Source organism: Clostridium sp. KNHs205, from assembly GCF_000702945.1.
In the GTDB taxonomy this organism is placed as follows: Bacteria; Bacillota; Clostridia; order Lachnospirales; family Lachnospiraceae; genus Anaerocolumna.
Genome location: NZ_JNLE01000005.1, coordinates 1,024,410 through 1,048,938, shown reverse-complemented (window position 1 = coordinate 1,048,938; position 24,529 = coordinate 1,024,410). Strand labels below are relative to the sequence as shown.

Below are 24,529 nucleotides of genomic sequence, written 5' to 3'. Positions count from 1 at the left end.
ACATAGATAATTCACTTTGTATGCAGGTTAACTGTGTACAAAGTGATATTTTCCTTGTATTACACAGACAATTTATGTCTGCAGCCAAGGATTGCAGTCTGTGAGAAAGGCATGGTTATTAATATGGATGAATACGTAAAAGTTGAGATAGATGGTGTTATAAAGGAATATCCGAAAGGAACGAGCCTTTTAGAAATCAGCCGTGAAGATACACCAAAGGACGGCGGTGACTTTATTCTTGCTCTTGTTAACAATAAACTGAGAGAGTTAACAAAAAAGGTACAAAAAGACTGTAAGATTCGTTTTGTGACTACCGGAGAAGACGCAGGGCACAAAACCTATACCAGAGGAATGATACTGGTATTTATGAAAGCAATTTACAGTATTGTAGGAAAAGAAAATATTGATAAGGTATATGTGGAATACTCTCTGAAAGAAGGCATCTACTGCCAGCCCATAATGAATTTACCTGTGACAAAAGAGTTAGCGGATAAGATCAAGCTGAAGATGAGAAGTTATATAGAGAAGGACCTTCCCTTTGTGAAGAAAACCATCGGAACAGATGATGCTATTGAACTCTTTAAATCTTATGCAATGTATGACAAGGAAAAATTGTTCCGTTACAGACGTGTTTCAAAGACCAATATCTATAACCTGGAAGGTTTTGAGGATTATTATTACGGATATATGCCGCCCAGCACCGGTATGCTTCAGTGGTTTGACCTGATCCAAAAGGATGAAGGGCTGATACTTATTATGCCAGATAAAAAGAAACCAAGACAGCTTCAGCCTTTTGTATTTCCTGAAAAATTATATCAAACCCTGAAAGAATCCAATGAATGGGCACAGACAATGGAAATTGATACCGTTGGAGCCTTAAACGAAGCAATCGTAGCCGGTAAGCTTAATGAACTGATCCTTACCCAGGAAATGTTCCAGGAAATGAAAATCGGCGAAATCGCTGCCATGATAAAAGAATCCGGCAAGAAGTTAGTTATGATAGCAGGTCCCTCCTCCTCCGGTAAGACCACCTTTTCCCACCGTCTATCCATTCAGCTAAAGACTCATGGATTGGTTCCACACCCTATTGGCGTGGACGACTATTTCGTGGAAAGAGACCTGACGCCGTTGGATGAAGACGGAAAGCCAAATTACGAGGCACTGGAAGCAATTGATACGGAGAGCTTTAACCGTGACATGTCAGCGCTGTTAGAAGGAAAGACCGTTGAACTGCCAAGCTTTAACTTTTTGACCGGGCACAGAGAATATAAGGGAAACTATAAAACCCTTGGGCCTCATGATATACTGGTCATTGAAGGAATACACGGACTTAATGACAAGCTTTCCTACAGCCTGCCCAAAGAAAGCAAGTTTAAAATATATATCAGCGCACTGACAGCACTAAATATTGATGAGCACAATCGTATACCCACCACTGATTTACGTCTTCTCAGAAGAATGGTAAGAGATGCAAGGACCAGAGGAGCAGATGGAACGAAAACCATCAGTATGTGGCCTTCTGTAAGAAGAGGGGAAGAACAGAATATCTTTCCTTATCAGGAAGAAGCTGATATTATGTTCAATTCTGCCCTGATATATGAGCTTGCCATCTTAAAATCCTATGCAGAGCCTGTACTCTTTGGTGTTTCAAGGGAATCAGAGGAATACATGGAAGCCAAACGTATGTTGAAATTCCTTGACTACTTTCTGGGTGTCAACAGCGATGTTGTGCCAAAACATTCTATACTAAAGGAATTTATCGGCGGAAGCTGCTTTAAGGTATGATTGGAGTAAACACATTGTCTGCTGTAGTGACTATTCTTCAAGAGTTTGCCAGTAAGAATGATGAAAAACCCCTTTACAATCTGTTTTTTGCGTGTTAAAATAAAAAATTGTGAGTAGCACAGATGGTCGCGCCTATAAGCTGCCGAAAGGCCATAGGTGAGGAAAGTCCGAGCTTCGCAGGGCAGAGTGCCGGATAACGTCCGGTGGAGGCGACTCTAAGGAAAGTGCAATAGAAATATACCGCCGGGATTTCCCGGTAAGGGTGGAATGGTGGAGTAAGAGCCCACCGCCTGGGTGGTAACACACAGGGCATATGTAAACCCCACTCGAAGCAAGACCGAATGAAAAGCGATACGGCGGCCCGTCGTGCTTTTGGGTAGGTCGCAGCTGATAAGACCAGGATTTCCTGGCGCTTACGGCGAGCCACATGGTAACATGTGGCAAAGATAGATGACCATTTGATACAGAACTCGGCTTATAGTGCTGCTCATACAGCTGGTGTAGAATAGTTCCTAAGTGACTATTTTGCAGCAGCTTATTTTAGTTTTAAGAAAAAAGTAAAGACTTTTTCATATAAACTATGTTAGAGTGAACATAGATAGTGATATATAAGTTGAAGGAAAGTTTGTGACCATTATATGAATAATTAAGTGAAAAGACAAGGCGTTGAAACTGCTTGTACAAGACTGAGTGTTCCGGTTTGTTGTAATCTGTACAGAAAGCAAGGCACAATTTTTGGAGGCAGCGGTGCGGTGTTTCTAAGTGCTGCACAGACACCCCAAAGTGGGAGGTCAGTAGAGTTCTCAAACATGTATTGGCATTTTTGCAGGAAATAAAGGTTAAACTAAAGCTTAACTTATATGAAACAGAGCATTATGGATAAAGTATGGGACTTGTATCTAAAGCAATAGAATTAAAAGCCAAGGATTAAAAACTATGGAATCAAAAGTTAAAACCATAGAATTAAAGCTATAGAATAATAACCATGGAATAAAAGCTTTAGAATTAAAAGCCATGGAATAAAAGCCATAGCATATAAGCAATGGAGTATAAAAGTCCTGGAACAAATCCATAGAAAAAGGCCATGCAATACCGTAGGGTGTTCGAATAGTAAAAAGATTCAAAGAAAGGAAGATCAGAATGGAACAGACAAGCATTTTAGTTGTGGATGACGACAGAGAAATTGCTGAACTGGTGGAAATACATTTAATCGGAGACGGTTATCAGGTTTTTAAAGCGTTTAATGCAAAAGAAGGTTATGATATCTTGAAAAAAGAAGATATCAAATTAATTATATTGGATATCATGATGCCAGGAACCGATGGGCTTAGTATGTGTAAGACAATAAGGGAGACCAGTACCATACCTATTATTATGCTCAGTGCCAAGTCAGCTGACCTGGATAAGATCATAGGGCTTGGAACAGGTGCTGATGATTATGTAATCAAACCTTTTAATCCCCTGGAGCTTACGGCCAGAGTGAAATCCCAGCTCAGGCGGTTTACAAAGTTCAATCCCAGTTCTCACGAAGATAAAGCAGACAAGGAAATAGCCATTAATCATCTGGTAATCAACAAAGAGGATCACAGGGTTGTTTCATATGGCAGGGATGTTAAACTGACACCTATTGAATTTGATATATTGTATCTTTTGGCAAGCAATCCGGGCAGAGTCTTTTCCACCGATGAAATCTTTGAAAGAGTGTGGAATGAAAAGATGTATGAGGCTAATAATACAGTGATGGTGCATATCAGAAGACTCAGGGAAAAGATAGAGATGGATTCCAGAAATGCGCAAATAATCAAAACAGTATGGGGAGTAGGATACAAAATTGAGAAATAGTATTTTTAAGAGCTTTCGTTTTGAAATAGTCCTGTATAGCCTGTTAAGTCTGGTGTATGCCCTATTAACAGAAGCGGTTATATTTTTTGGCATTTACATTGTTTATTATATGACAGGCGGGAAAACAGATATCCCCGGTGACCTTCAGGGCGGAGCTTCCCTCGGCAGCAACAGCAATTTAATACAGAATAACAGCTTGTACAACAGATATACGGCAGAGCAAATAAGTCCCACCCTGGAGGGCGGAACTACCAAAGGTATGATTGCTATGGTAACGGTAATTGCAATAGCAATAGGAATCATACTGTTTATGGGATATTTTTTACTGCTTACCAGAAAATTCGCTGTGTATATCGAGAGAATAGCAGGTGGTATCACAGCTATCTCCTCCGGTAATTTTGATACCAGAATAACCATAGACAATGATGATGAGTTCGCATTGATAGCAGACCGTATCAATCAGATGGGCGGAGACATCCGGCGTATTATAGAGAACGAGAGAAAGAGCGAAAATACGAAGAATCAATTAATTACAAGTGTTGCTCATGATCTGCGAACTCCTCTTACATCCATAATAGGATACCTGGATTTGGTCCAGGGTGAGAATAACATTAATATGGAGGTCAAGAAACACTATGTAGAGATTGCTTACACCAAGTCAAAACGGCTTGAGAAGCTTATAGAGGATTTATTTGCCTATACCAAATTCAGTTCCGGTGAAGTGACTCTGGAGGCAGGTCCTATAGATATGGTCAAATTTGTGGAACAGCTGGCTGAGGAATTTTATCCGAGTTTTCAGGAAAGTAATCTGCAATATGAATTCAGAGCCAATACCCCTTCGGTTTCCGCCTGGGGAGATGGTAACCTTTTAGCCAGAGCTTTTGCTAACCTCATAGATAATGCAATTAAATATGGCAGGGATGGTAAGAGTGTCCAGATTGAGATTCTGGAGCACCTGGATACAATAGAAATATCGGTAATTAATTACGGAAAATTAATTCCGGAAAAGGATATTGAAGCGATATTTGAACGTTTTTACCGGCTGGAGGAGTCAAGATCCAGTGAAACGGGAGGTACCGGTCTGGGTCTTGCCATAGTAAAGAACATCATAGTCATGCATGGCGGCAGTATCAGTGCACGCAGTGACCATGACGGTACGGTGTTTGTGGTTATTCTGCCAAAAGCTGATATACTGCCTAAGACGGAAGAGGTGAAAGGATGACGGGCAGAAAGGTTATACTGGCATTTTCTATCAGTCTGTTACTGATATGTTTTTTTGTGTCGCCTCAAAATGCAATAGGAGCGAAAGTAGAGGATGGACAGCTCTTAACAAATGATAAATACAAAATTAGTATGTCTGTAAATTATGGCTATGACAATAAGGTGAAATATGGCCGGTATTCTCTCGTGTCAGGTGAAATTGAAAATAGCGGAGAAAGGTCCTTTACGGGAGTTTTCCAGGTTATGGTTCCAAAATCCACAGATAATACCTTATATCAGGAAGAAGTCACGGTCAGGCCGGGGGAAACCAAAAAGGTATCGCTGGTACTTCCTATAGTAGATGACACAGGGTATCTGCAGGTAAAATTACTGAGTAAAAAGAGCACCGTTCTGGAACATACCTATCAGCTTTCCTTTGGTAATTATGATAAGCTTGTTTATGCAGGCGTTTTGACAGATGAGAGAGAAAATCTTGCTTATCTGGAACGATTGAATCTAAAGACGTTTTATCTGACGGAAGATACCTTATCAGATAATCCCCTTGGACTCGATCTGCTTGATGTGCTGATTATCAACAATTTTAATGTTTCAAAGCTTAGTACGGAACAGGTTCAGGCAATCACCACCTGGGTAAATAATGGGGGGACACTTGTTTTGGGTGCGGGCAATTATAACAGGGAAGTAAGTGAGGTTTTTAAGAACTTTCAGATAGCTTTTGGAAATGAGACCGAGGCTGTGAATATAAGCCTGCTCTCAAAGGAAGAGGATCTAAAAGGTTTAAAGCAGCATATTCTCGATTGCCAGAAGAGCAGAAGAATGTTCTTATTAGAATTATCAGAGCGTAACCAGCGGCTGATTTCTTCGGGAAATAAGAAGAATCTGACTGAAATTATAACAGGATTGGATTTGGAGTATAGAAAGAGGGAATTGTCGGAGGAAAAGATTTCAGGCTTACAAAAAACAGTCACGGCAAAGCAGATTACAACCATTGGGTTGGACGGTGGAAGGAGCTTGATAAAAGAAGCTGGCAGAGACTTGCTGTTATGCTCAAAGGTTAGTAGCGGCAGAGTTCAACTGTTTGCCTTTGATTTAGGGCTGGCAGAGGAGAAGGAATCAATTGCCTTATCCATAATAAGTCAGATAACGGAGCATATAAGCGAAGACAACAATCTACAGCTGGATAATGAGTATTATGGCTGGTATATGACAGATGGATTGATGAACTCCATTGCTTCCGCAAAGGAAAAATTAGTTCCGGCCACCTATAAATATTTTATCATAATTGCAGTGTACCTGCTGATAAGCGGCCCTGTTACCTACTTTTATCTTAAGAAGAAAAAGAAGCAGGGAATGGGACTGATAATTGTATCGGTCATGGTAGTTGTTTTCACTATAATAATTTATGTAGCAGGGACAAAGACAAGAATTACAAAACCTTATGCTGAGTATATACGAATTCAGGATTATACAGATGCCGGTATGGACAAAATTGACCTATCCCTGACAATGCCAAATAACTATGATTATACATTGAATCTTACCAGAAGATTTAACCTTGTGGAAATGACAAATGCAAATCCTTATATAACCGAAAATAGTCTGGAGACCAAGGCAGACTTTGACAATGCAGATAAGATTATTCGCTATGAAAGTAAAGGAGTACAACTGACTGTAACAAATAATCCGGCATTTAACCCGGTGTATTTTCAAGGAATCTTTCAAACAACGAAAGAGGGAGAGAGTATTAGTGGGCAGCTGACCCATACCGGCAGCGGAATAAACGGTACCTTAAGAAATGACTACGATTATGACATCAGCAATGCCATATTGATATGTGATGGCAGATTAATCGATATTGGATATCTGAAAAAAGGTCAGGAGATTAATTTAAGGAATGAGAAGGGGACATATCTGCTGTCCATCGATGATTTATATAGTACTTCCTTGATTAAAGGGATGACAGAGTTGTCGGAAGAAGGAAAAGACGGAAATGAAAATACCAGGCTGAATCAACTGATATCTCTAATGGTGGAATATAATTTTACACAGGGTGAATATTCCAATTGTATTATCGGATTAAAAGAAAACGGACAGGAGAGCAACCAGACTGCAGAAGAAGGTGATCAGCTGCTGTCTCAAATATCTTCTGTTATGAAGACTGAAGGCACTACCCTTGTTAAATTGCCTGTTAAGGTGGATCATCATCTGGCAGATAAAGAATATGTGTATACCATAGATAATAATATTCAGGCAGAGGGTATGAAAATGAATGGATATTATGCCGGCAGATATATGACAAATGACAGCATCATTCATACCTATCAGTTCCCAGCGGAGGAGAAAATCATAAATTTCAGTTTTGCAAAAGCACAGAACCTGAAGGTGTTAAGTAAATATACTCAGAATTTTGGAGGAAGTGTATTCTTTTTGAATGTGGATACAGGAAGATATGAAGAAGTATTTAACGGTATCTATGATATAGATATTAAAGCATCAGATTATCTTACAGAAGATAATATCTTAACCGTTCGCTACAGACAGGAATCTTCTTTACAGGAGTATCAGGTGGTCTTACCTCATATTTCCTATTGGAAGGAGGCTGATTAAATTGTTAACAATTCATAAACTGACAAAAAGCTACGGCAAATATTTGGCCTTGGACCAGCTGGACCTTAAAATTAGGCCGGGAGAAATCTATGGCTTTGTCGGACCAAATGGGGCAGGAAAAACCACTACCATGAAAATCTGTGCCGGGTTAATGAAAGCAGATTCTGGTGAAGTAGTTATAGATGGTATCAATGCCTTAGAGAATAACAGAGAACTTAAGAAAAGAATCGGTTATATGCCGGATTTCTTCGGTGTATATGATAATCTGAAGACCATTGAATACATGGAGTTTTATGCTTCAATATACGGTATTACAGGAAAAGAAGCCAGAACCTTGTGCATGGAGCTTCTGGATTCTGTCCAGCTAAAGGACCAATATGACAACTATGTTGACAGTCTGTCACGTGGAATGAAGCAAAGGCTCTGTCTTGCCAGATGTCTGGTGCATGGACCCAGACTGCTGATACTGGATGAACCTGCTTCCGGTCTGGATCCCAGGGCAAGAGTAATCATGAAGGATATATTAAGAAGGCTCAGTGCAGAAGGAATGACAATACTTATCAGCTCCCATATACTACCCGAGCTGGCGCAAATCTGCACACACGCCGGGATTATTGAAAAAGGGAAACTGGTCCTCTCCGGCTCCATTGAAGAGATTACCTCAGCAAGAGGCAGTACCAGACCTATCGTCTTGCGAATGGTAGATAATCAGGAGGCAACGGTAAGAGTTATAAGGGATAACCCTTTTACGAAAAAGATAACGATTCTTGAGAATGTAGTGAGCCTGTTGTTTACGGGAAATCAGGAAGAAGAAGCAGCGCTGCTTACTTCTATCATACAGGGAGGAGGAGTCATATCCTCTTTCGCAAGAGAAGAGAGCAGCCTGGAAGCTCTGTTTCTGCAAATAACCCATGAGGAGGGAAGTTGATTATGCTTAGAGTAAATCCGGTATACCAAAAAGAACTAAGAACAAATGCCAGAAGCTTTAAGACCTATCTTATCATATTTGCTTTTAACGGACTGCTATCCCTGTTCGGGCTGCTGACATTGTATCTGACCTTTGAATACAAACAGGGACTTGGTGGCAGCGTACAATATTCAGATGTTCTGGAAATCTATACGATAATAACTGCTGTTGAATTCTTCTTGCTGATGCTGGTGGTGCCGGCAGTAACCGCAGGTTCTGTTTCCGGAGAAAGGGAAAGGCAGACCCTGGAAATACTTTTAACTACCAAATTAACCGCAGGCTCTATAATAAGAGGAAAACTTCTTTCTTCTATTAGTATGATGCTGTTCCTGACCTTTACCAGCCTGCCGGTAATGGCGCTGGTATTTACAATAGGCGGTATAACTCTGAGAGATATGGCAGAGTTCCTGCTTTTGATTATTATAACAGCTGTCTATTTGGGGAGTATCGGAATATTTTTCTCCGTATTGTTTAAGAAATCCACCTCTGCAACAGTGGGAACCTTTGGAAGTGTTCTGATATTGAGCTTTGGAACAATAGGAATAACCATGGGAATTCATTTTATTATGCAAATGCATCTGAACAATACACTGGACAATGCAACCTCATATGTACAGGCAGATATAGGAAACTGGATGCTGCTATTATTGGTCAACCCTGTAGTTAACTTTCTATCTGTATTAAAAGACCAGACGGGAATAGCAACCCAGGTATCGTATCTGTTTGATCATGTGGGAAGTGTTTCACCGGCATTAAGAAACATCTGGTTTCCTCTAAGTTCAGCAATACAGCTTATAATAGCAATTTTATTATTGGTCATATCAACTGCAATCCTCAATCCCTGCAGAGGAAAAAGATGAAGAATAAAATAGCCATCGGCTTCCTGAGAGCAGGTAACCGATGGCTAATTTCTGGAATATGAAAATGGAAGAAGAATAATATATATTCATTATAACATATAAAAATAAAAAAGGTAGTGTTTTTTTAACTTTTTTTTAAATTCTTAGAAATTAACTTAAAAATAGTTACTTATCAGCCCTTTCTTTGAAATTCTCTGCAAACATTCGGATATTTCTGGAAATCCTTAATTTGTGATAAAGCTTAGCATACTCAATCTCATCAGCCTCTGCTACATAATTTATCGGAAAGTTTTTCAAAAAGCCACTGCGTCTTAAGGTATCAGCCGCTTTGTTATAAGCTATGGCTGCTTCCTTTTCGGTAGGATAACGACCTACAACATAATCGCCTTCTATATGGATTTTCGCAACATAACATGGCTGTCCTTTCCATTTAGAGAAAGAAACTCCATGGTATTGATTGATTACTTCTATATTACTATACCTTAAATCGTGTTCATTTCCATTGATAAATCTATAATCCTTGCCTGCAACAGCATAATTCTTAATGCCATAACGGGAGAGGATGCTAACCTGCATACCATAATCTGATACAAAAAGATGGCCTCCACGAATCATTATTTTGTGATGACCATAATAAAATAAATCGTCCGTATCAAAAAGATAAAAATTATCTTTTCCTATATAATATAAGAAGTAATTCTTTCGAAGATAGATAGGATTCCTGATATAAATACCATTATCCCTGTAATTTATCAAAATAACCCATTTCTCAAAAGGAAGTCCGAAAGCTTTGTCATAATCGGAAAGTGTATACATTCCTTCCCTAAGAATAGCATTTGCTGTTTCATAAGCTTTGTTCCCCAAGGTGATATCGTTAAAACTGCCAAGGCTGATGTGCTTATTTCGATAAGTAATTCCAGCCCGGTAATAAACTTCGCCATTTTTCTTACATGCCTTTGTTAAACCCTGATTTGATGACAAAGATTTCACCTCCTGATTTATGTAAAAAAATTAATTACAGCTTTCTGTTGTCGAGATTGGGTAGTGTAAAGTCGCAACTAAGAGTGAGGCTGTACAGCACCAGTGATGTGATATTTTCAATGATGCTTTTTATTGGGGGAACTTTATTCTGATGTTTTTCTTTGCATTTTTCTACTTTTTGTGATGTTTCTATATGGTTTATTCTTTTGAGATGTTTTCTAATGGTTTATTCTTTTGAGATGTTTACTAATGGCTCATTCTTTTATGATGTTTCTAATGGTTCACTTTTGTTATGTTTTCTAATGCTTCTTTCTTTTTCATTGTTTACTTATGGTTTCTTTTCTCTATTGTTTGTTTGATATTAGTTTTTAATTTTATATTTCTGAAACTTTTAGTTTTCAAGTTCTTAGAGAAAAATTATGATTCCGGTATAATACCATACAAATGTACATGTATGAAAGTTAAAAAATGGGAAATAATATGAAGTGTACATAAGCTTTATAGCTATACTTATTGTATAAGAAGAAACTCCTAAAATCAATAAGGCAAATGTAGTAAGAGTGTAGGGTGCTTAGGAGAAAGTTTGTTCTATCAAAATAGAAAATTAGAAAAGATAAGAGAGGAGGTAAAGAATATCTTGAATAGCTATAATTGGGCGGGATAAGAGAAGCATCTGCCATATATTAAATATTACATAAATATTAACGAGATTAATACAAATGTAACAATATACAAGCCTCTAAACCCACAAAATACGGGATTTTAGAGTGCGAAAAAGAAAAAAATCATGTCAATCATGAATAATGTACCAAAAATGGTTTAAAATATTTAATAAGTCCTTAACATTTAGTTAAAAAATGTTTGTGCGCAATGCACAAAAGAGGATGCTTAAAAGAAGAACATATTATGCATAAAGATAGATGAAGAGAAAATGGACCTGAATAAGGTTATCGTTTCTTCCAAAGTTTGCATAGAGTTATTGACAGTAAAAGGCGAGATGATATAATTCATGAGAACCTCTTAACGGAAAACAATGCCTGTGATTCTTTTAAGCGGTTAACAGTCCACAGACTATTTATGACAATAGAATAACAAAGACGATATTTTATTGGAATAAGATCAAAAAAGAAAAGAGGATGTATATATGCTAAAAATACACTCGTTTCTTCAAAGGGCTCTTAAGCCGGTAAAAGATATGTTACCACTCTCCGGCAGAAGTAAAGCGGGAATCACAGCAGTAGTACTTTATGCTGCCCTTTCATGCTTTCTGATACTGAGCCCGGATACTATCTACGAACATTCCAGCAGAACGGAAGCTCCTGTTTATACTTCGGGAAATTCCAATAAGGAGTCGGAAGAGGTAGGCGAAGAAACAGCGATAGAAGCAATTGTACGAATGAATCCTATATATTTTAAGGGGTACATTGTACAAGGCGGTTTAGAAGCCTATGGTACCCAGTACGTAAATCCTTATGTTTCCTTCATGCACAGCATGATAACCAAAAAAGCAAAAAACGATTCTGATATTACAGCAGACAAATTATTAATGGCAGAAGAAAAAAAAGCGGCAGAAAATAGCCTTGCATCGAAATTAAGTATAACAACCAACTTAAATCTGTTGACAAATGAAGATATAATCAGTTTACAGGCAGAAGAAAACTCGGACAACCTAAGCAGCTTTACTGAGATAATGGCAGCAGAAAAGAAAACAGCTGAAGCAATTACAACAGAAAAGAATGCGGCATTAGACAAGGCGGCTGAGAGAATGAATACAGCTTCAGAAAAGGAAGCAGAGAAAACTGAGAATACTGAGAATACTGATAAAAAAGCAACAGAGACAGAGAAAACAACTGCGGTAAAAAAAGCCGCAGCAGCGAAGAAAGAAACAGATGCAAGCGTAACAGAGACAAAAGACACTAGTTCGAAAAAAGCAGTTCAGGCAGCTGCAAAAAGTAAGGTTGATAGTAGTTCAACCAAAGAGAAAACCATTAAAGATACTGCAAAGAAAACAGAAAACAAAATCAAGTTAAGTGAAGAAGATACTGGAGTTCTTCAAAGAATCGTTGAAGCTGAAGCAACAGGTGAGGACATAAAAGGAAAGATGTTGGTCGCAAACGTCATCCTGAATAGAGTTAAAAATAAGGATTTCCCTGATTCGGTAAAAGCCGTTGTATTTCAAAGAAGCGGCAGCACCTATCAGTTTTCGCCGATAAAAGACGGAAGATATTATTCCGTGAAAATATCGGAAAGTACCAAAAAAGCAGTCAATCGTGTACTGCAGGGAGAAGACTACTCCCAAGGGGCGCTGTATTTCTCGGCGAGAATAAGAGCCGATAAAAACAGCATGAGCTGGTTTGACCGCCACCTAACATACCTGTTCAAGTACGGAGGACATGAGTTCTTCAAATAATTGAATTAACCGAGACGTCAGTTCGTAAGCTTTATTCTGCTAAGAGATAAAACTTAGTGGTGTAGTGCAGGAATAGGTGTAAGGGGATTCAACCAATAGAACAGGAGAAAAAGAGGACACTCAGGAAAGTGATGATACACTTTTCTGAGCGTCTTTTTTTGTGTCCGTTTAATTTATACCGTTATTTTACTTTAGTAAGGTATTGTACATCAGTGGTTTAAATGATATAATACAACGAAAATAAGAGTTTATAATGAATTTTTATAATTGCATACTTAAACATCAATTCGTATATGATAGTTATGTATATATGATAATTACGTATATTTGACAGCTTCTTATAGGCTCAACCTATAATTGTAATCATAAATTTTTATTACGATAAAATTACTTGCTGTATCACAGGCTAAGTATTTGAATATATAATAAATGCACAGATGGAGGAAAACTATGAATCTTTTGTATCAAAGCACTCGCAGCAATACGGCTCCTATAACGGCATCTCAGGCAATCTTGAAAGGACTGGCTGAGGACGGTGGTTTGTTTGTACCTGAAAGCATACCGGCATTAAAAGTTTCTTTAAAGGAACTTAGTAACATGACCTATCAGCAGACTGCTTATGAGGTGATGAAATTATATTTTACTGATTTTACGGAAGAAGAACTAAAAAGCTGCATAAGCAATGCTTATGATGAGAAATTTGATACAACTGAAATTGCACCGTTAAAGGAAGCCGGCGGGTTCTATTACCTGGAGCTCTTTCATGGCTCCACCATTGCATTTAAAGATATGGCCCTATCAATACTGCCGCATCTTCTGACCACTGCCGCAAAAAAGAATCAGGTGACGGATGAAATCGTAATACTGACCGCTACCTCAGGAGATACGGGTAAAGCAGCCCTTGCAGGGTTTGCTGAAGTCCCCGGAACAAAAATCATTGTATTTTATCCCAAGGATGGTGTCAGCCCGATACAGGAGAAGCAGATGGTGACCCAGAAAGGGGATAATACCTATGTTGTCGGAATTGACGGAAACTTTGATGATGCTCAGAATGGTGTGAAGGCAATGTTTAATAATAAAGCACTGGCAGAAAGTCTGAAAGCAAAAGGATATGTCTTTTCTTCTGCTAATTCCATCAACATCGGCCGTCTGGTTCCGCAGATTGTTTATTACGTATATGCTTATGCCAGCCTGTTAAAAAAAGGTGTTATTACGGAAGGTGAGAAGATTAATGTGTCTGTGCCTACCGGTAACTTTGGAAATATCTTAGCGGCTTATTTTGCAAAAGAGATGGGAGTGCCACTAAATAAGCTGGTGTGTGCATCCAATGAGAATAAGGTATTGTTTGATTTCTTTGATACAGGGATATATAACCGAAAGAGAGAATTCATCCTTACTTCATCGCCTTCAATGGATATCTTGATCTCCAGTAACCTGGAAAGATTGCTCTACCTGGCAGCAGGGAGGGATAGTGAAAAGACATTAGCGCTCATGAATGGATTGTCTAAAGAAGGAGAGTATGTGATAACGCCGGAAATGAAATTGAATATGGACGGTATCACAGGTGGTTTTGCTACAGAGGCTCAGACAGCAGAGACGATTAAGGCAGTTTATGAGAAGACAGGTTATGTACTGGATACCCATACAGCAGTAGGTGCCTCTGTATATGAGAGGTATCAGGAAGAGAGTTCTGATAACACAAAGGTAATCATTGCATCAACGGCGAGTCCTTATAAATTCACCAGAAGTGTTATGGAAGCCATAGATCCGAAGTACGGTAGTCTTGGAGATTTTGAATTGGTGGATGAGCTTAGCAGAATCTCCGGTGTAAGTGTACCAGCAGCTATCGAAGAAATCAGAAGTGCCAAAGTACTTCATGACAGGGTGTGTAAGACGGAGGAGATGCAGGAAGTGGTTGAGGGAATATTGAAATAACTGTAACGGTATATAATTTTACACACCACAACATTTATTATAGGACCATTTTGGGGCTTAAATAAATGGCTTTGTTTATTTTTTTGTTTTTTTATTTCGTGTGATGAGGCATATATTATTTTAAGAGGATACGGAATTGATTCGTTTAATGATTAAGGCTGTAGCCATAGATATAATATAAAAATAGTATTGCCTCTCTATTCAATAATACTATATAAGATAGAAAATGCTGCAGAAAACAAATTTAATTCTGGGGCATTTTCTATATTTTTCCTGAAATGCATGAATCTATAAAAGTTGGTAAGAACATGAAAACACCTGAAAAAAAGCCATTTGTGACAAATGCATGACATAAAATTGACATAAACAAAGTGCATTATATACCTAGAGTTCACGAGACACAAAACTTCAAATAAAGTTTGCATCCGGAACTTTGGTATAATCAAACCATAAAGGTATAACAAGATATGGAAAGTAGCCAAGTGCTGAATTGGGAAATAAAGCCATATATGATAAAGAAGGAGTAAATAGTAAGGAACTCCCGATTGTGTCAAAAATAAGGCAAAACCCAGTTTTTAAGCCTAATGTACGGGGTTACATAAAAGTAAAATTATAGCTAAAAGGACTTGACCTTTTATCTAATTATTGTTATAATCGTCTTGTTATTGGAATGATTATATTGAAAAATATAATACCAAACCAACCTATATTTTAAGGAGGAAGAAAGAATATGAAGAAAAATTTCTTTAAAAAGAAATTAGCTTCTGCTCTTGCTCTTGCATTAGTAGTAGCAAGCTTTAGCCCTGCAGGTATCTCTGCACAGGCAGCTACAGCTACTAAAATTGTTAAGCAGGGCGGCGGCGCAGCACCAGCTGTATTATACGTTGGTGGCTCCAAAGTTGATTACAGCTTAAGCACAATCAAATCTGGAGTAAAGTATACTTGGAAATCAAGTAATACAAAAATTGCAACAATCACTGCTACAACCGGTGTTGTTACAGCAAAAGCTCCTGGTAGTGTAACTATCACAGCTACAGCTACAAATAAGAAGACTGGAAAGGTTCTTAACACTTTCAAGAAAACTCTTACAGTTAATCTTCGTTCAACATCTGTTGAGCTTGGTGATGATTTCACATTAGCTACAGGTGAGACAAAGAAATTAGCTGCAGCATTAACACCTTCAAACTCCACAGACGTTATCAACTATGTATCCAGCGATAAAGCTGTTGCTACAGTTGGTTTAACTGGTGGTGTTGTAACTGGTAAAGAAGCTGGTGAAGCTACTATTACTGTTTACGCAAAAGCTACAAAGGCTTCTGCTAACAAGAGCACAAAGACTAAAGTTGACACTGTAAAGGTTACTGTACCTGTAGGTGTTACTGAGGCTAAACAGGTTGCTGAGAATGCTATTACATTAACATTCAATGCTAATGTAAAAGACAAAGTTAAAGCTTCTGATCTTGTTTTAAAAGATGCTAAGACAAATGCTATTCAGGCAATCAAATCAATCAGCTTCTCTGAAGATGGTAAGACTGTAACTGCTACAACTTATCTTTCATTATCTGATAAAGCAGAATACAGTTTAACTTATGCAGAGAAAGAATTCAAATTCACTGCAAGCGTTGGCGCTGTAGCTGCTGTTTCCATTAAGACCACACAGGTTCCTTTCAATGTTGAAACAGAAATCGAGTATGATTTCTTTGATGCTAATGGAATTAAACTGACATCTGTTGATAGCAATAAAGTATCTGTTGATGTTGAAACATCAGGTGGATACACTACAGATGTAAATGGTGTTAAGAAGATTAATCTTACTGCAAAAGGTAACACAGCTGTTGTTACTGTAACATACCATACTTGGACATACAAAGATGGAGCAGAAGTTACTGTTTCTGCTAAAGGAACAATAACTGCAGTTGATCCTTCTGAAATTACAATTGGTGCATATGAGAAGTACACAATCGTTGCTTCCGGATCTGCTGTTGACTGGACAAAAGATGCTGTTACAACTGTTTCTTTAAGTGATGTTGGTAGCAAAATTAACTTACATGTTAAGAACTCTTCCAACAAATATATTGCTGCAAGTGATATTACTTTCAAACCTGCTGATGCAACTATTTTAGCTGTTGATCCTGATGGAACATTATATCCTGTTAAAGAAGGATCAACATATGTAATTGCTACAACAGGAAAAGCTAGCTTTACATTACCTGTAACAGTTGTTAAAGAAAGAAGTGCTGGTTCTATCGCGCTTGATAAGTCTTATGCAACTATCTCTAATACTACTGCTGTAACTGATACCGCTGTTGTTGCTGTTACAGTTAAAGATCAGTATGGAAACGATTATAGTGCAGTTGCTACTGCTACACCTAACACAGCAGGTGCTCCTGTAGGAAACTATGCAAATGGTAAAATTACATTTACAGCTCAGGGAGCTACAGCAGGAACTTATGGCTACACAATTGAAGCTGCTGGTAAGAAAACTGGATTTACATTAAAAGTTGAAAATGTTGGAACAGTAAATGTAAGCAACTTAACAACTAAACTGATTGTATCAACAAATGCTGTAGACACTAAGATTACTAGCTCAACTTCTTTATCATCTAAAGATGTTACAATCAAGCTTGCACGTTACAACAACAATGTACTCTATGATTATGATACAGCTGCAGTTCAGGTAGCTACAAATGGTGGTATAGTTTCTACTCTTACACCTGGTGCAGAGAACGTTTATACATTCAACACAGTTACAGCTGATGCAACTAATAAAATTACAAAAGCTGCAAACGGTCTTTACACTATTACAGTAACTAGAGGTACAGATGTTTACAGATCTTATGTTCAGGTAACAGATACTCAGACATTACCTAGCGTAACTGTAGATAAAGTAACTAGTACACTTAGAGGTGACGTAACTGTTGCTAATGATGTATTAACTATCAAAAATGCATCAGGTACTCCTCTTACTGTTATTGCAACAGATTCAGTTGTTGCTCAGAACTATATTGTTCTTAAGAGCGTTACAGTAACTGAAGTAATTGGAAGCTATACAGTAGATGTTGTTGTTCCTCTTGCTAACAACGTATCTATTACTTTAAAATAATAATTTACTTTTAGTGAATTATTAAATAAAAACACCCTTCTGTTTTACACAGAAGGGTGTTTTTCTATTGCTGAAACTCCTTAAGAATCCTTAATAAATATTGCATATTAAATTTATATATGTTAGAATTCAATTTAGTTATAAATTAGTAAATATTAATTATATGCCTCTAAAGGAGAGAAAATACATTCTATGAAACTCAAGTCTATATGGAAGAGAAGTAAAGGTATCTTATTAAATTCCTATTATTCCAACTGTTTTTATAATGGAAAAATCAACAATCGCATTATTTTAATAGAATCAAAGAACGGCAGCGATTTAGCGGGAAACATGTTCCATATACTACGTGAATTAAGAACGGAAGTTTATTCGGATTATAAGGTAGTCTTATCTGTATTAAATAAGAAAAAAGAGAGTATACAGAATCAGTTGTCCAACTACGGGATTAAAAATGTAAAATTAGTACGAACAAATTCTTACGCATATTATAAGTATTTAGCCACTGCTAAATACTTATTTACTGATACAACTTTTAATAGAAGCTTTATAAAAAAGGAAGGCCAGATTATTACAAATACATGGCATGGCACACCTTTAAAGAAAATGGGTAGAGATGTAGATAATAGAGCATATGCTATTGGTAATGTTCAGCGAAACTTTCTATTCTCTGACTATTTGGTTTATCCCAATGAGTTTATGAAAAAGAAGATGGTTGATGCTTATCTTCTGGAAGGGATATATGATGGGACTATTCTCAATGAAGGGTACCCAAGAAATTCAATATTTTATAACAAAGAAATCGGTCAGAATATTAAAAAAGAATTGGAACTTGATGGGAAGCAGGTCTATATTTATATGCCTACCTGGAGAGGAACAGTTACCAGCAAGAATACGGACCATTTATTAGCTATTACGGATTATTATCTGAGAGACCTGGACAAGCAGCTTACTGATAATCAGGTATTCTATGTCAAATTACACCCATTTGTAAGTAGAAATATGAATTATAGTAATTATGCCCATATAAAACCTTATCCGGATCAATATGATTCCTATGAATTTATGAATATATGTGATTGTCTGGTCACTGATTACTCTAGTGTTTTCTTTGATTATGCCAACACTGGAAATAAAATTATTTTATTTGCATACGATGAAACAGATTATTTAGAAGAAAGAGGTATCTATGTACCTCTGAATGAATTCCCATTCCCTATGGTTAAAACAGTAGAGGGATTGATAAATGAATTAAATACTCCAAAGAATTACGATGATACAGCATTTCTAAAGGAATATTGTACCTATGACAGAGCTGGTGCAGCAGAACGTATCTGTAAACACGTAGTCAAAGGAGAGAAAGTCTGTAAGGAAGAAAAACTTAAAAAGAATGGCAAAGAAAATGTGGTGATGTTTGGTTCAGCATTAGCCAAGAATGGTTTAACCTCCTCACTTCTGAATCTTTTTAATAATATAGATATAGAAAAGAGAAATTATTACGTAACCTTTAATGAAGCAGCCCTTAAGAAGACACCGACCAGAGTATCGCAGATTCCTGATAAGGTAGGTATTCTTCCAATGAGCAGCGGAGCTGCTTACACTATAATGGAAGCTATAGCTTTTGTTCTATATTTTAAGAAGAACAAAGATTATAAGTTTGTTCAAAAATATCTGGATAGATTATATAAACGAGAGTTTATAAAACAATTTGGTAGAATTAAAATTGATTCACTGATACAATTTGCAGGTTATGATCATAAAGTAACCAACTTATTCCAAAGATTTGAAGGACCAAAGGTTATTTATGTGCATAATGATATGATTGCTGAGATGAAAACAAGGGGTAATCAGCATTACCTGACTCTTCGTTCAGCATATCAGAAATATGACAAAGTTGCAGTAGTTACCCAGGATATAGTTCCGCCTACGGTTAAAATCAGCGAAAAGCAGGATAATATAGTAGTAGTTAATAATTGCCATGCGCATCTTGAGGTTAGAAGCAAAGCGAACCAGCCTTTAGCTTTTGACGCAGATACCAAATGCAATATTCCACAGGCGGAGTTAGAAGATATATTAAACAGCGATGCCAAGAAGTTTATCAGTATAGGAAGATTTTCGCCGGAGAAAGGGCATATGATGCTTATGAAGGCATATGAAGAGTTTTCCAAGGACTATCCTGGTACTTATCTGATAATTATTGGCGGACATGGTGTCCTTTATAAGGAAACACTGGATTATGCCAAAGAATCAGAAGCAAATATAATTATCATAAAATCGATGAAGAATCCTATGCCTGTATTGAATAAATGTGATTTCTTTATTTTATCTTCACATTATGAAGGGTTAGGGCTTACTTTATTAGAAGCAGATGCGCTAGGTATACCTACTATGTCTACAGATGTAAGAGGACCTCAGGGCTTTTTAAGAGAGTTCAATGGCTGCCTTGTAGAAAAGAGCGAAAAAGGCTTGAAGAAAGGTATGATACGTTATATGAAGGGCGAAATTAAAGCAATGAATGTCGATTATAACGCTTATAATAAACGTGCAATCAATCAGTTTGAAAGTCTCTTTGAATAATTTGGGAAAGGAAAGCCACAATTTAATCATAGATAGTTACCAGTCAATATATTGGAATATCCTATTATATCAATTGTGATAAGAATGGTGAGTGTATGAAGATAGGTATTATTACCTTTAACAGCGCCCATAATCATGGTGCTGTATTACAGGCTTGGGCGTTGCAGGAATATTTAAAAGGTGAAGGTCATGATGTCAGCATTATAAACTACAGATTGCCCGCTACTGATAATCTTTACCGTTTATATGTACCCAGAAAAACCTTTAAAAGCTATAAATTAAATAAAGTAGTTCATATGCTTCAATATTTAAAGAAGTATAAGACTGAAACAGATAAGGTGAAAAGATTTCGTAAATTTGAGCATTTTATAAATAATACTTTAAATACTACAAAAGCCTATTCAGCTTTTGGTGATTTAAATAAAGCAAATTTTGATTTTGATGTTATGATTGCAGGTAGCGATCAAATATGGAATGGTTCACTTACAAAAGGCATTAATCCTGCTTATTTTCTGGCATTTGGAAAAGAGAAGATAAAGAGGATTTCATATGCTGCCAGTATCGGAAAAGACTTTATTCCGGAAGTTGAACATACGCTGTTTTCCAGGTATTTGAGGCTATTTGACTATATATCTGTTAGAGAAGAAAAGGCAAAGGAGGCGATAGAGAAGTTAACGAAGAAGGAGATTTCGGTTGTACTTGATCCAACCTTACTTCTTGACAGGGAAAGATATGATCAGCTAAAGAATGATCCTAAGACAAAAGCACAATATATATATGTGCATAATGTTCATATAACAAAAGTAGACAAGCGGTTAAATGCAATGGCAGAAGAAATATCTCAAAGACTTGGATTACCTATTGTTCATAACCGATCAGATTATAGCTTTACCAATGAATTGCATAAATTCACTGCTGGTGGTCCGAAAGAGTTCCTGGGATATATTGCAAATGCGGAATATGTTGTAACAAATTCATTTCATGCTACAGTTTTCTCTATTATGTATCAAAAGAATTTTATAACGATACCTCATTTTCAGAATCCTGAAAGAATGAGGCACTTATTGGATACATTAGGTATTGGAAATCACTTGATTGAATTTTCAAAAGACCTGCCAAACGATTTAAATGAATTATCCATCGATTATAATCAGGTTGAGAAGCTTAAAGTTGAGCTTAGAAAGACATCAATAGACTTTTTAAGTAAGTCACTTGCTGGCGAGAAGACTACTAATAAACCTGTAAAAGATGAAGATAAGTACTTTGATTCCAAAGATGTTTACTCCTGTTATGGATGTAAGGCCTGTAAGGATATATGTCCGGTTTCGGCAATTACAATGGTACCGGACAAAGAAGGTTTCTGGTATCCTGAGATAGATGAAGATAAATGTATACATTGTAATCTTTGCAGAAAGGTATGTATTTACAGAAAGTTTGAAAAAGAAGAACCGGTGGAAAATTACCCGGTAGTTTATGCCTCCTATCATAAAACAGAAGATATTCATACTGAAAGTACCAGCGGAGGTATGTTTGTACCTATGTACCGGTATATACTTTCTATAGGGGGTAAGGTAGTAGGTGTTAGATATGATGAAAATATGAGAGTCATATATGACATTGCAGATACAGAAGAAGGCTGCAGAGCTTTTTGCGGCTCAAAATATGTTGCACCTGACAGTGAAAATGTGAAGCCAAGAGTAAAGAAATTACTGGAGGCTGGAACGGTTGTATTATTTACAGGTAATCCATGCCAGATAGCAGGTTTAAAGACTTATCTGGGTAAAGATTATCCGAACCTGTATACAGTGGATATCATATGCCATGGTGTTCCTTCACCAAAAGTATTTGAGAAGTATATTAATTACCTGGAAAATCGTTATCATTCAAAAGTAATCGATTTCCAATTTAGAAATAAAATAAGAGGCTGGAGTAAACCTTATATACTGGTTAAGTTTGAATCTGGTGAGGTTTTATTAGAGCCGGCAGCCAGCAATAACTTTAATAGAGCTTTCCTAAGTAATAATATTCAAAGACCATGCTGTTATACCTGTGAATTTGCAGGATTAAAGGGAAGTGTCGGCGATATTACCATAGGAGACTATTGGGGAATTGAAAATGAGCATCCTGAAATGATGGACCAAAGAGGTGTATCCATTATTAAGCTTAATAATTCTAAGGGATCAGAATTCTTTGAACATTTTAAGGAGCAGTTGGTACTGAAAGAAAGTACTTATGAGAAAGCCTACAACGCTAATCATAAGAAGCCGATGAATTTGGTACTAAAGCGAAATCAGCTTATGTCCCAGATTGACGATGTAGAAATTGACAGCTTGTTACAATCCTTTAATCATCTAAAGAAGAAAAAAAAGAAGTAAACAATTATTACTATAAAAAATATAAGTTGAATTAATTCCTATAAAGCTGCTTATGAAGAATAACTTAAGTCAGTCCCTAAAAATTGGAATGGGAATGTAATTTAAACTCAACTTGTATAAAGTATAATCAAAATGAATTAACCATTAGTTTAACATATAGGTGTAAATATTAGTTGAATTACTTTTACACCTATATGAAAGCTATATATTCAACGAATATAGTAAGAAAGAAAACAGGTGGTAAATTGAAAAAGTATTTCAGTAATTTTGCAAAATATAGATTTCTATTAGCAGAACTTGTTAAAAAAGGAGTGACCTTAAAATATAGACGCTCCTATCTGGGTGTGGTTTGGACTTTGATTGAACCCCTATTAACAATGATGGTATTAACACTCGTATTTGGTACGCTGTTTGGAAATACTGACAGGACCTTTCCCGTCTACATACTGTCAGGCCGGTTAATGTATTCTTTTTTCTCAAACAGTACTAAGACCTCTATGAAGTCGATTCGATCCAATAGTGGTATGATTAAGAAAGTTTATGTTCCCAAATACATGTATCCACTATCATGTATATTGAGTGATTATATAACATTCCTGATATCCTTGCTTATATTGTTTATTGTTAGTATTGTACTAAAAGTTGAGCCTAGTCTTTATTTGTTCCAAGCTGTCATTCCGTTATTAGTATTACCGGTTATGTGCTATGGTTTAGGATTAATATTAGCTACACTCTCGGTGTTTTTCAGAGATTTGGAATATATCTGGTCGGTTGTAATGATGCTAATTATGTATACATCAGCAATATTTTATAAGCCTGAAAGAATTATCCAGGCAGGATATGGATGGCTGCTTGATATAAATCCGTTATATTCTGTTGTAGTGAATTTTCGAAATGCAATCTTTGGACAGGCATTGGATACAAGAGCGTTAGGGTTATCCTTACTTTACACTGCTGGATTTATGATTGTCGGATTACTCATGTTTTATAAAAAGCAGGACGAATTTATATTACATGTTTAGTGGTAGAAGTTGCAGTGAAAATATGTTAAAAGAAAAACTACAACGAGTTATAAACGTATATCAGATTCCTTATTTGGTATATGGGAAAGAGGTAATATGGCTAAAACAGCGGTAGAAGTCAATCATGTCAGTATGAAATATAATATGTCTACTCAAAAGGTTGACAGTTTAAAGGAATATTTTATTAAGCTTGTAAAAAAGGAATTAAAATATAAAGAGTTCTGGGCATTAAGAGATATTGACCTGTCTATTGAAAAGGGAGATCGTCTTGGAATTTTAGGGCTTAACGGTGCCGGTAAGAGTACTCTGCTTAAAATAATAGCTGGTGTCCAGAAGCCTACAGAAGGCAATGTTAATGTTAAAGGTAAAATAGCCCCTTTGTTAGAGCTTGGAGCCGGTTTTGAAGGTGAATACACAGGAATTGAGAATATATATCTTTATGGATCTGTTCTTGGGTACCACAGGGATTTTATAAATGAAAAGTTCAATGAAATCGTAGAGTTTTCTGAATTAGGTGAGTTTATAAAAGTACCACTTAAGAATTATTCCTCCGGTATGAAATCAAGGCTTGGTTTTTCGATTGCTACTATTGTGGAGCCGGATGTATTGATATTGGACGAAGTATTGTCAGTAGGGGATGCGAAGTTTAAAAAGAAATGTGAAGCAAAGATACAGAGTATGTTTGATAAAGGTGTTACAGTGTTATTCGTATCTCATTCCCTTGCACAGGTTAAGAAAATATGTAATAAGGCTATTTTATTGGAAAAGGGACAATTGATAGCTAATGGCTCTATTGATGAAGTTAGTGCCATTTATGAAGAGAAGACGAAATAGTAAGAGTGAATAT

At 36.8% G+C, this 24,529-nt stretch carries 14 protein-coding genes and 1 other RNA gene; 14 read left to right on the top strand and 1 reads right to left on the bottom strand.

What is annotated here, in order from left to right:
* Window positions 1–111 precede the first annotated feature (111 nt).
* From BR73_RS0124065 to BR73_RS0124040, 7 genes are all read left to right on the top strand, one after another.
* Window positions 112–1,785, top strand: coding sequence for a nucleoside kinase (locus BR73_RS0124065; protein ID WP_242860752.1), 1,674 nt, complete (start codon window positions 112–114; stop codon window positions 1,783–1,785).
* A 110-nt stretch (window positions 1,786–1,895) separates the two neighbouring features.
* Window positions 1,896–2,279, top strand: an RNA gene (gene rnpB / locus BR73_RS28040) — RNase P RNA component class A.
* A gap of 646 nt (window positions 2,280–2,925) precedes the next feature.
* Window positions 2,926–3,627 carry a response regulator transcription factor gene (locus BR73_RS0124060; protein ID WP_033168345.1) on the top strand — a complete coding sequence of 234 codons (702 nt, stop codon included), beginning with the start codon at window positions 2,926–2,928 and terminating at the stop codon, window positions 3,625–3,627.
* Window positions 3,617–4,849 (top strand): HAMP domain-containing sensor histidine kinase, encoded by a 1,233-nt coding sequence (locus tag BR73_RS0124055; protein ID WP_051685542.1) that lies wholly within the window; start codon window positions 3,617–3,619, stop codon window positions 4,847–4,849. The genes BR73_RS0124060 and BR73_RS0124055 overlap by 11 nt, the downstream gene beginning before the upstream one ends.
* A complete protein-coding gene (locus tag BR73_RS0124050; RefSeq protein ID WP_033168344.1) occupies window positions 4,846–7,455 on the top strand; it encodes a hypothetical protein in 2,610 nt (869 codons plus the stop codon). The genes BR73_RS0124055 and BR73_RS0124050 overlap by 4 nt, the downstream gene beginning before the upstream one ends.
* Before the next feature lies 1 nt (window position 7,456).
* Window positions 7,457–8,383 (top strand): ABC transporter ATP-binding protein, encoded by a 927-nt coding sequence (locus tag BR73_RS0124045; RefSeq protein WP_033168343.1) that lies wholly within the window; start codon window positions 7,457–7,459, stop codon window positions 8,381–8,383.
* Between the two features lie 2 nt (window positions 8,384–8,385).
* Entirely contained in the window at window positions 8,386–9,282 is an 897-nt protein-coding gene (locus BR73_RS0124040) for an ABC transporter permease subunit (RefSeq protein ID WP_033168342.1), read from the top strand.
* Between the two features lie 165 nt (window positions 9,283–9,447).
* Here the strand turns inward: BR73_RS0124040 and BR73_RS0124035 are convergent, their stop codons facing one another.
* On the bottom strand, window positions 9,448–10,272 hold the full coding sequence (locus tag BR73_RS0124035) for a hypothetical protein (RefSeq protein WP_347463548.1): 825 nt from the start codon (window positions 10,270–10,272) through the stop codon (window positions 9,448–9,450).
* A 1,135-nt stretch (window positions 10,273–11,407) separates the two neighbouring features.
* On the opposite strand from BR73_RS0124035, the gene BR73_RS29535 reads away from it, so the two are divergent.
* From BR73_RS29535 to BR73_RS0124000, 7 genes are all read left to right on the top strand, one after another.
* Window positions 11,408–12,673, top strand: a complete 1,266-nt coding sequence (locus BR73_RS29535; protein WP_051685541.1) for a cell wall hydrolase — start codon at window positions 11,408–11,410, stop codon at window positions 12,671–12,673.
* A gap of 450 nt (window positions 12,674–13,123) precedes the next feature.
* On the top strand, window positions 13,124–14,608 hold the full coding sequence (gene thrC / locus BR73_RS0124025) for a threonine synthase (RefSeq protein ID WP_033168340.1): 1,485 nt from the start codon (window positions 13,124–13,126) through the stop codon (window positions 14,606–14,608).
* Window positions 14,609–15,338: 730 nt separating this feature from the next.
* On the top strand, window positions 15,339–17,711 hold the full coding sequence (locus BR73_RS0124020; RefSeq protein WP_033168339.1) for an Ig-like domain-containing protein: 2,373 nt from the start codon (window positions 15,339–15,341) through the stop codon (window positions 17,709–17,711).
* A gap of 192 nt (window positions 17,712–17,903) precedes the next feature.
* Window positions 17,904–20,285 (top strand): CDP-glycerol glycerophosphotransferase family protein, encoded by a 2,382-nt coding sequence (locus BR73_RS0124015; RefSeq protein ID WP_033168338.1) that lies wholly within the window; start codon window positions 17,904–17,906, stop codon window positions 20,283–20,285.
* 95 nt (window positions 20,286–20,380) lie between these two features.
* Window positions 20,381–22,660: a polysaccharide pyruvyl transferase family protein gene (locus BR73_RS27915; RefSeq protein WP_051685540.1), complete on the top strand. Its 2,280-nt coding sequence runs from the start codon at window positions 20,381–20,383 to the stop codon at window positions 22,658–22,660.
* A gap of 245 nt (window positions 22,661–22,905) precedes the next feature.
* Window positions 22,906–23,682 (top strand): ABC transporter permease, encoded by a 777-nt coding sequence (locus tag BR73_RS0124005; RefSeq protein ID WP_033168337.1) that lies wholly within the window; start codon window positions 22,906–22,908, stop codon window positions 23,680–23,682.
* A gap of 96 nt (window positions 23,683–23,778) precedes the next feature.
* The gene (locus BR73_RS0124000) at window positions 23,779–24,516 is read left to right on the top strand and encodes an ABC transporter ATP-binding protein (protein WP_033168336.1); all 738 of its coding nucleotides are present in this window, start codon (window positions 23,779–23,781) and stop codon (window positions 24,514–24,516) included.
* Window positions 24,517–24,529 lie beyond the last annotated feature (13 nt).

Bases quoted from the DNA above. Each gene is read 5' to 3' on its own strand.
- BR73_RS29535 (WP_051685541.1), top strand. From the start codon at position 11,408: ATGCTAAAAATACACTCGTTTCTTCAAAGGGCTCTTAAGCCGGTAAAA.
- BR73_RS0124060 (WP_033168345.1), top strand. From the start codon at position 2,926: ATGGAACAGACAAGCATTTTAGTTGTGGATGACGACAGAGAAATTGCT.
- BR73_RS0124040 (WP_033168342.1), top strand. From the start codon at position 8,386: ATGCTTAGAGTAAATCCGGTATACCAAAAAGAACTAAGAACAAATGCC.
- BR73_RS0124020 (WP_033168339.1), top strand. From the start codon at position 15,339: ATGAAGAAAAATTTCTTTAAAAAGAAATTAGCTTCTGCTCTTGCTCTT.
- BR73_RS0124050 (WP_033168344.1), top strand. From the start codon at position 4,846: ATGACGGGCAGAAAGGTTATACTGGCATTTTCTATCAGTCTGTTACTG.
- BR73_RS0124065 (WP_242860752.1), top strand. From the start codon at position 112: ATGGTTATTAATATGGATGAATACGTAAAAGTTGAGATAGATGGTGTT.
- BR73_RS27915 (WP_051685540.1), top strand. From the start codon at position 20,381: ATGAAGATAGGTATTATTACCTTTAACAGCGCCCATAATCATGGTGCT.
- thrC (WP_033168340.1), top strand. From the start codon at position 13,124: ATGAATCTTTTGTATCAAAGCACTCGCAGCAATACGGCTCCTATAACG.
- BR73_RS0124000 (WP_033168336.1), top strand. From the start codon at position 23,779: ATGGCTAAAACAGCGGTAGAAGTCAATCATGTCAGTATGAAATATAAT.
- BR73_RS0124015 (WP_033168338.1), top strand. From the start codon at position 17,904: ATGAAACTCAAGTCTATATGGAAGAGAAGTAAAGGTATCTTATTAAAT.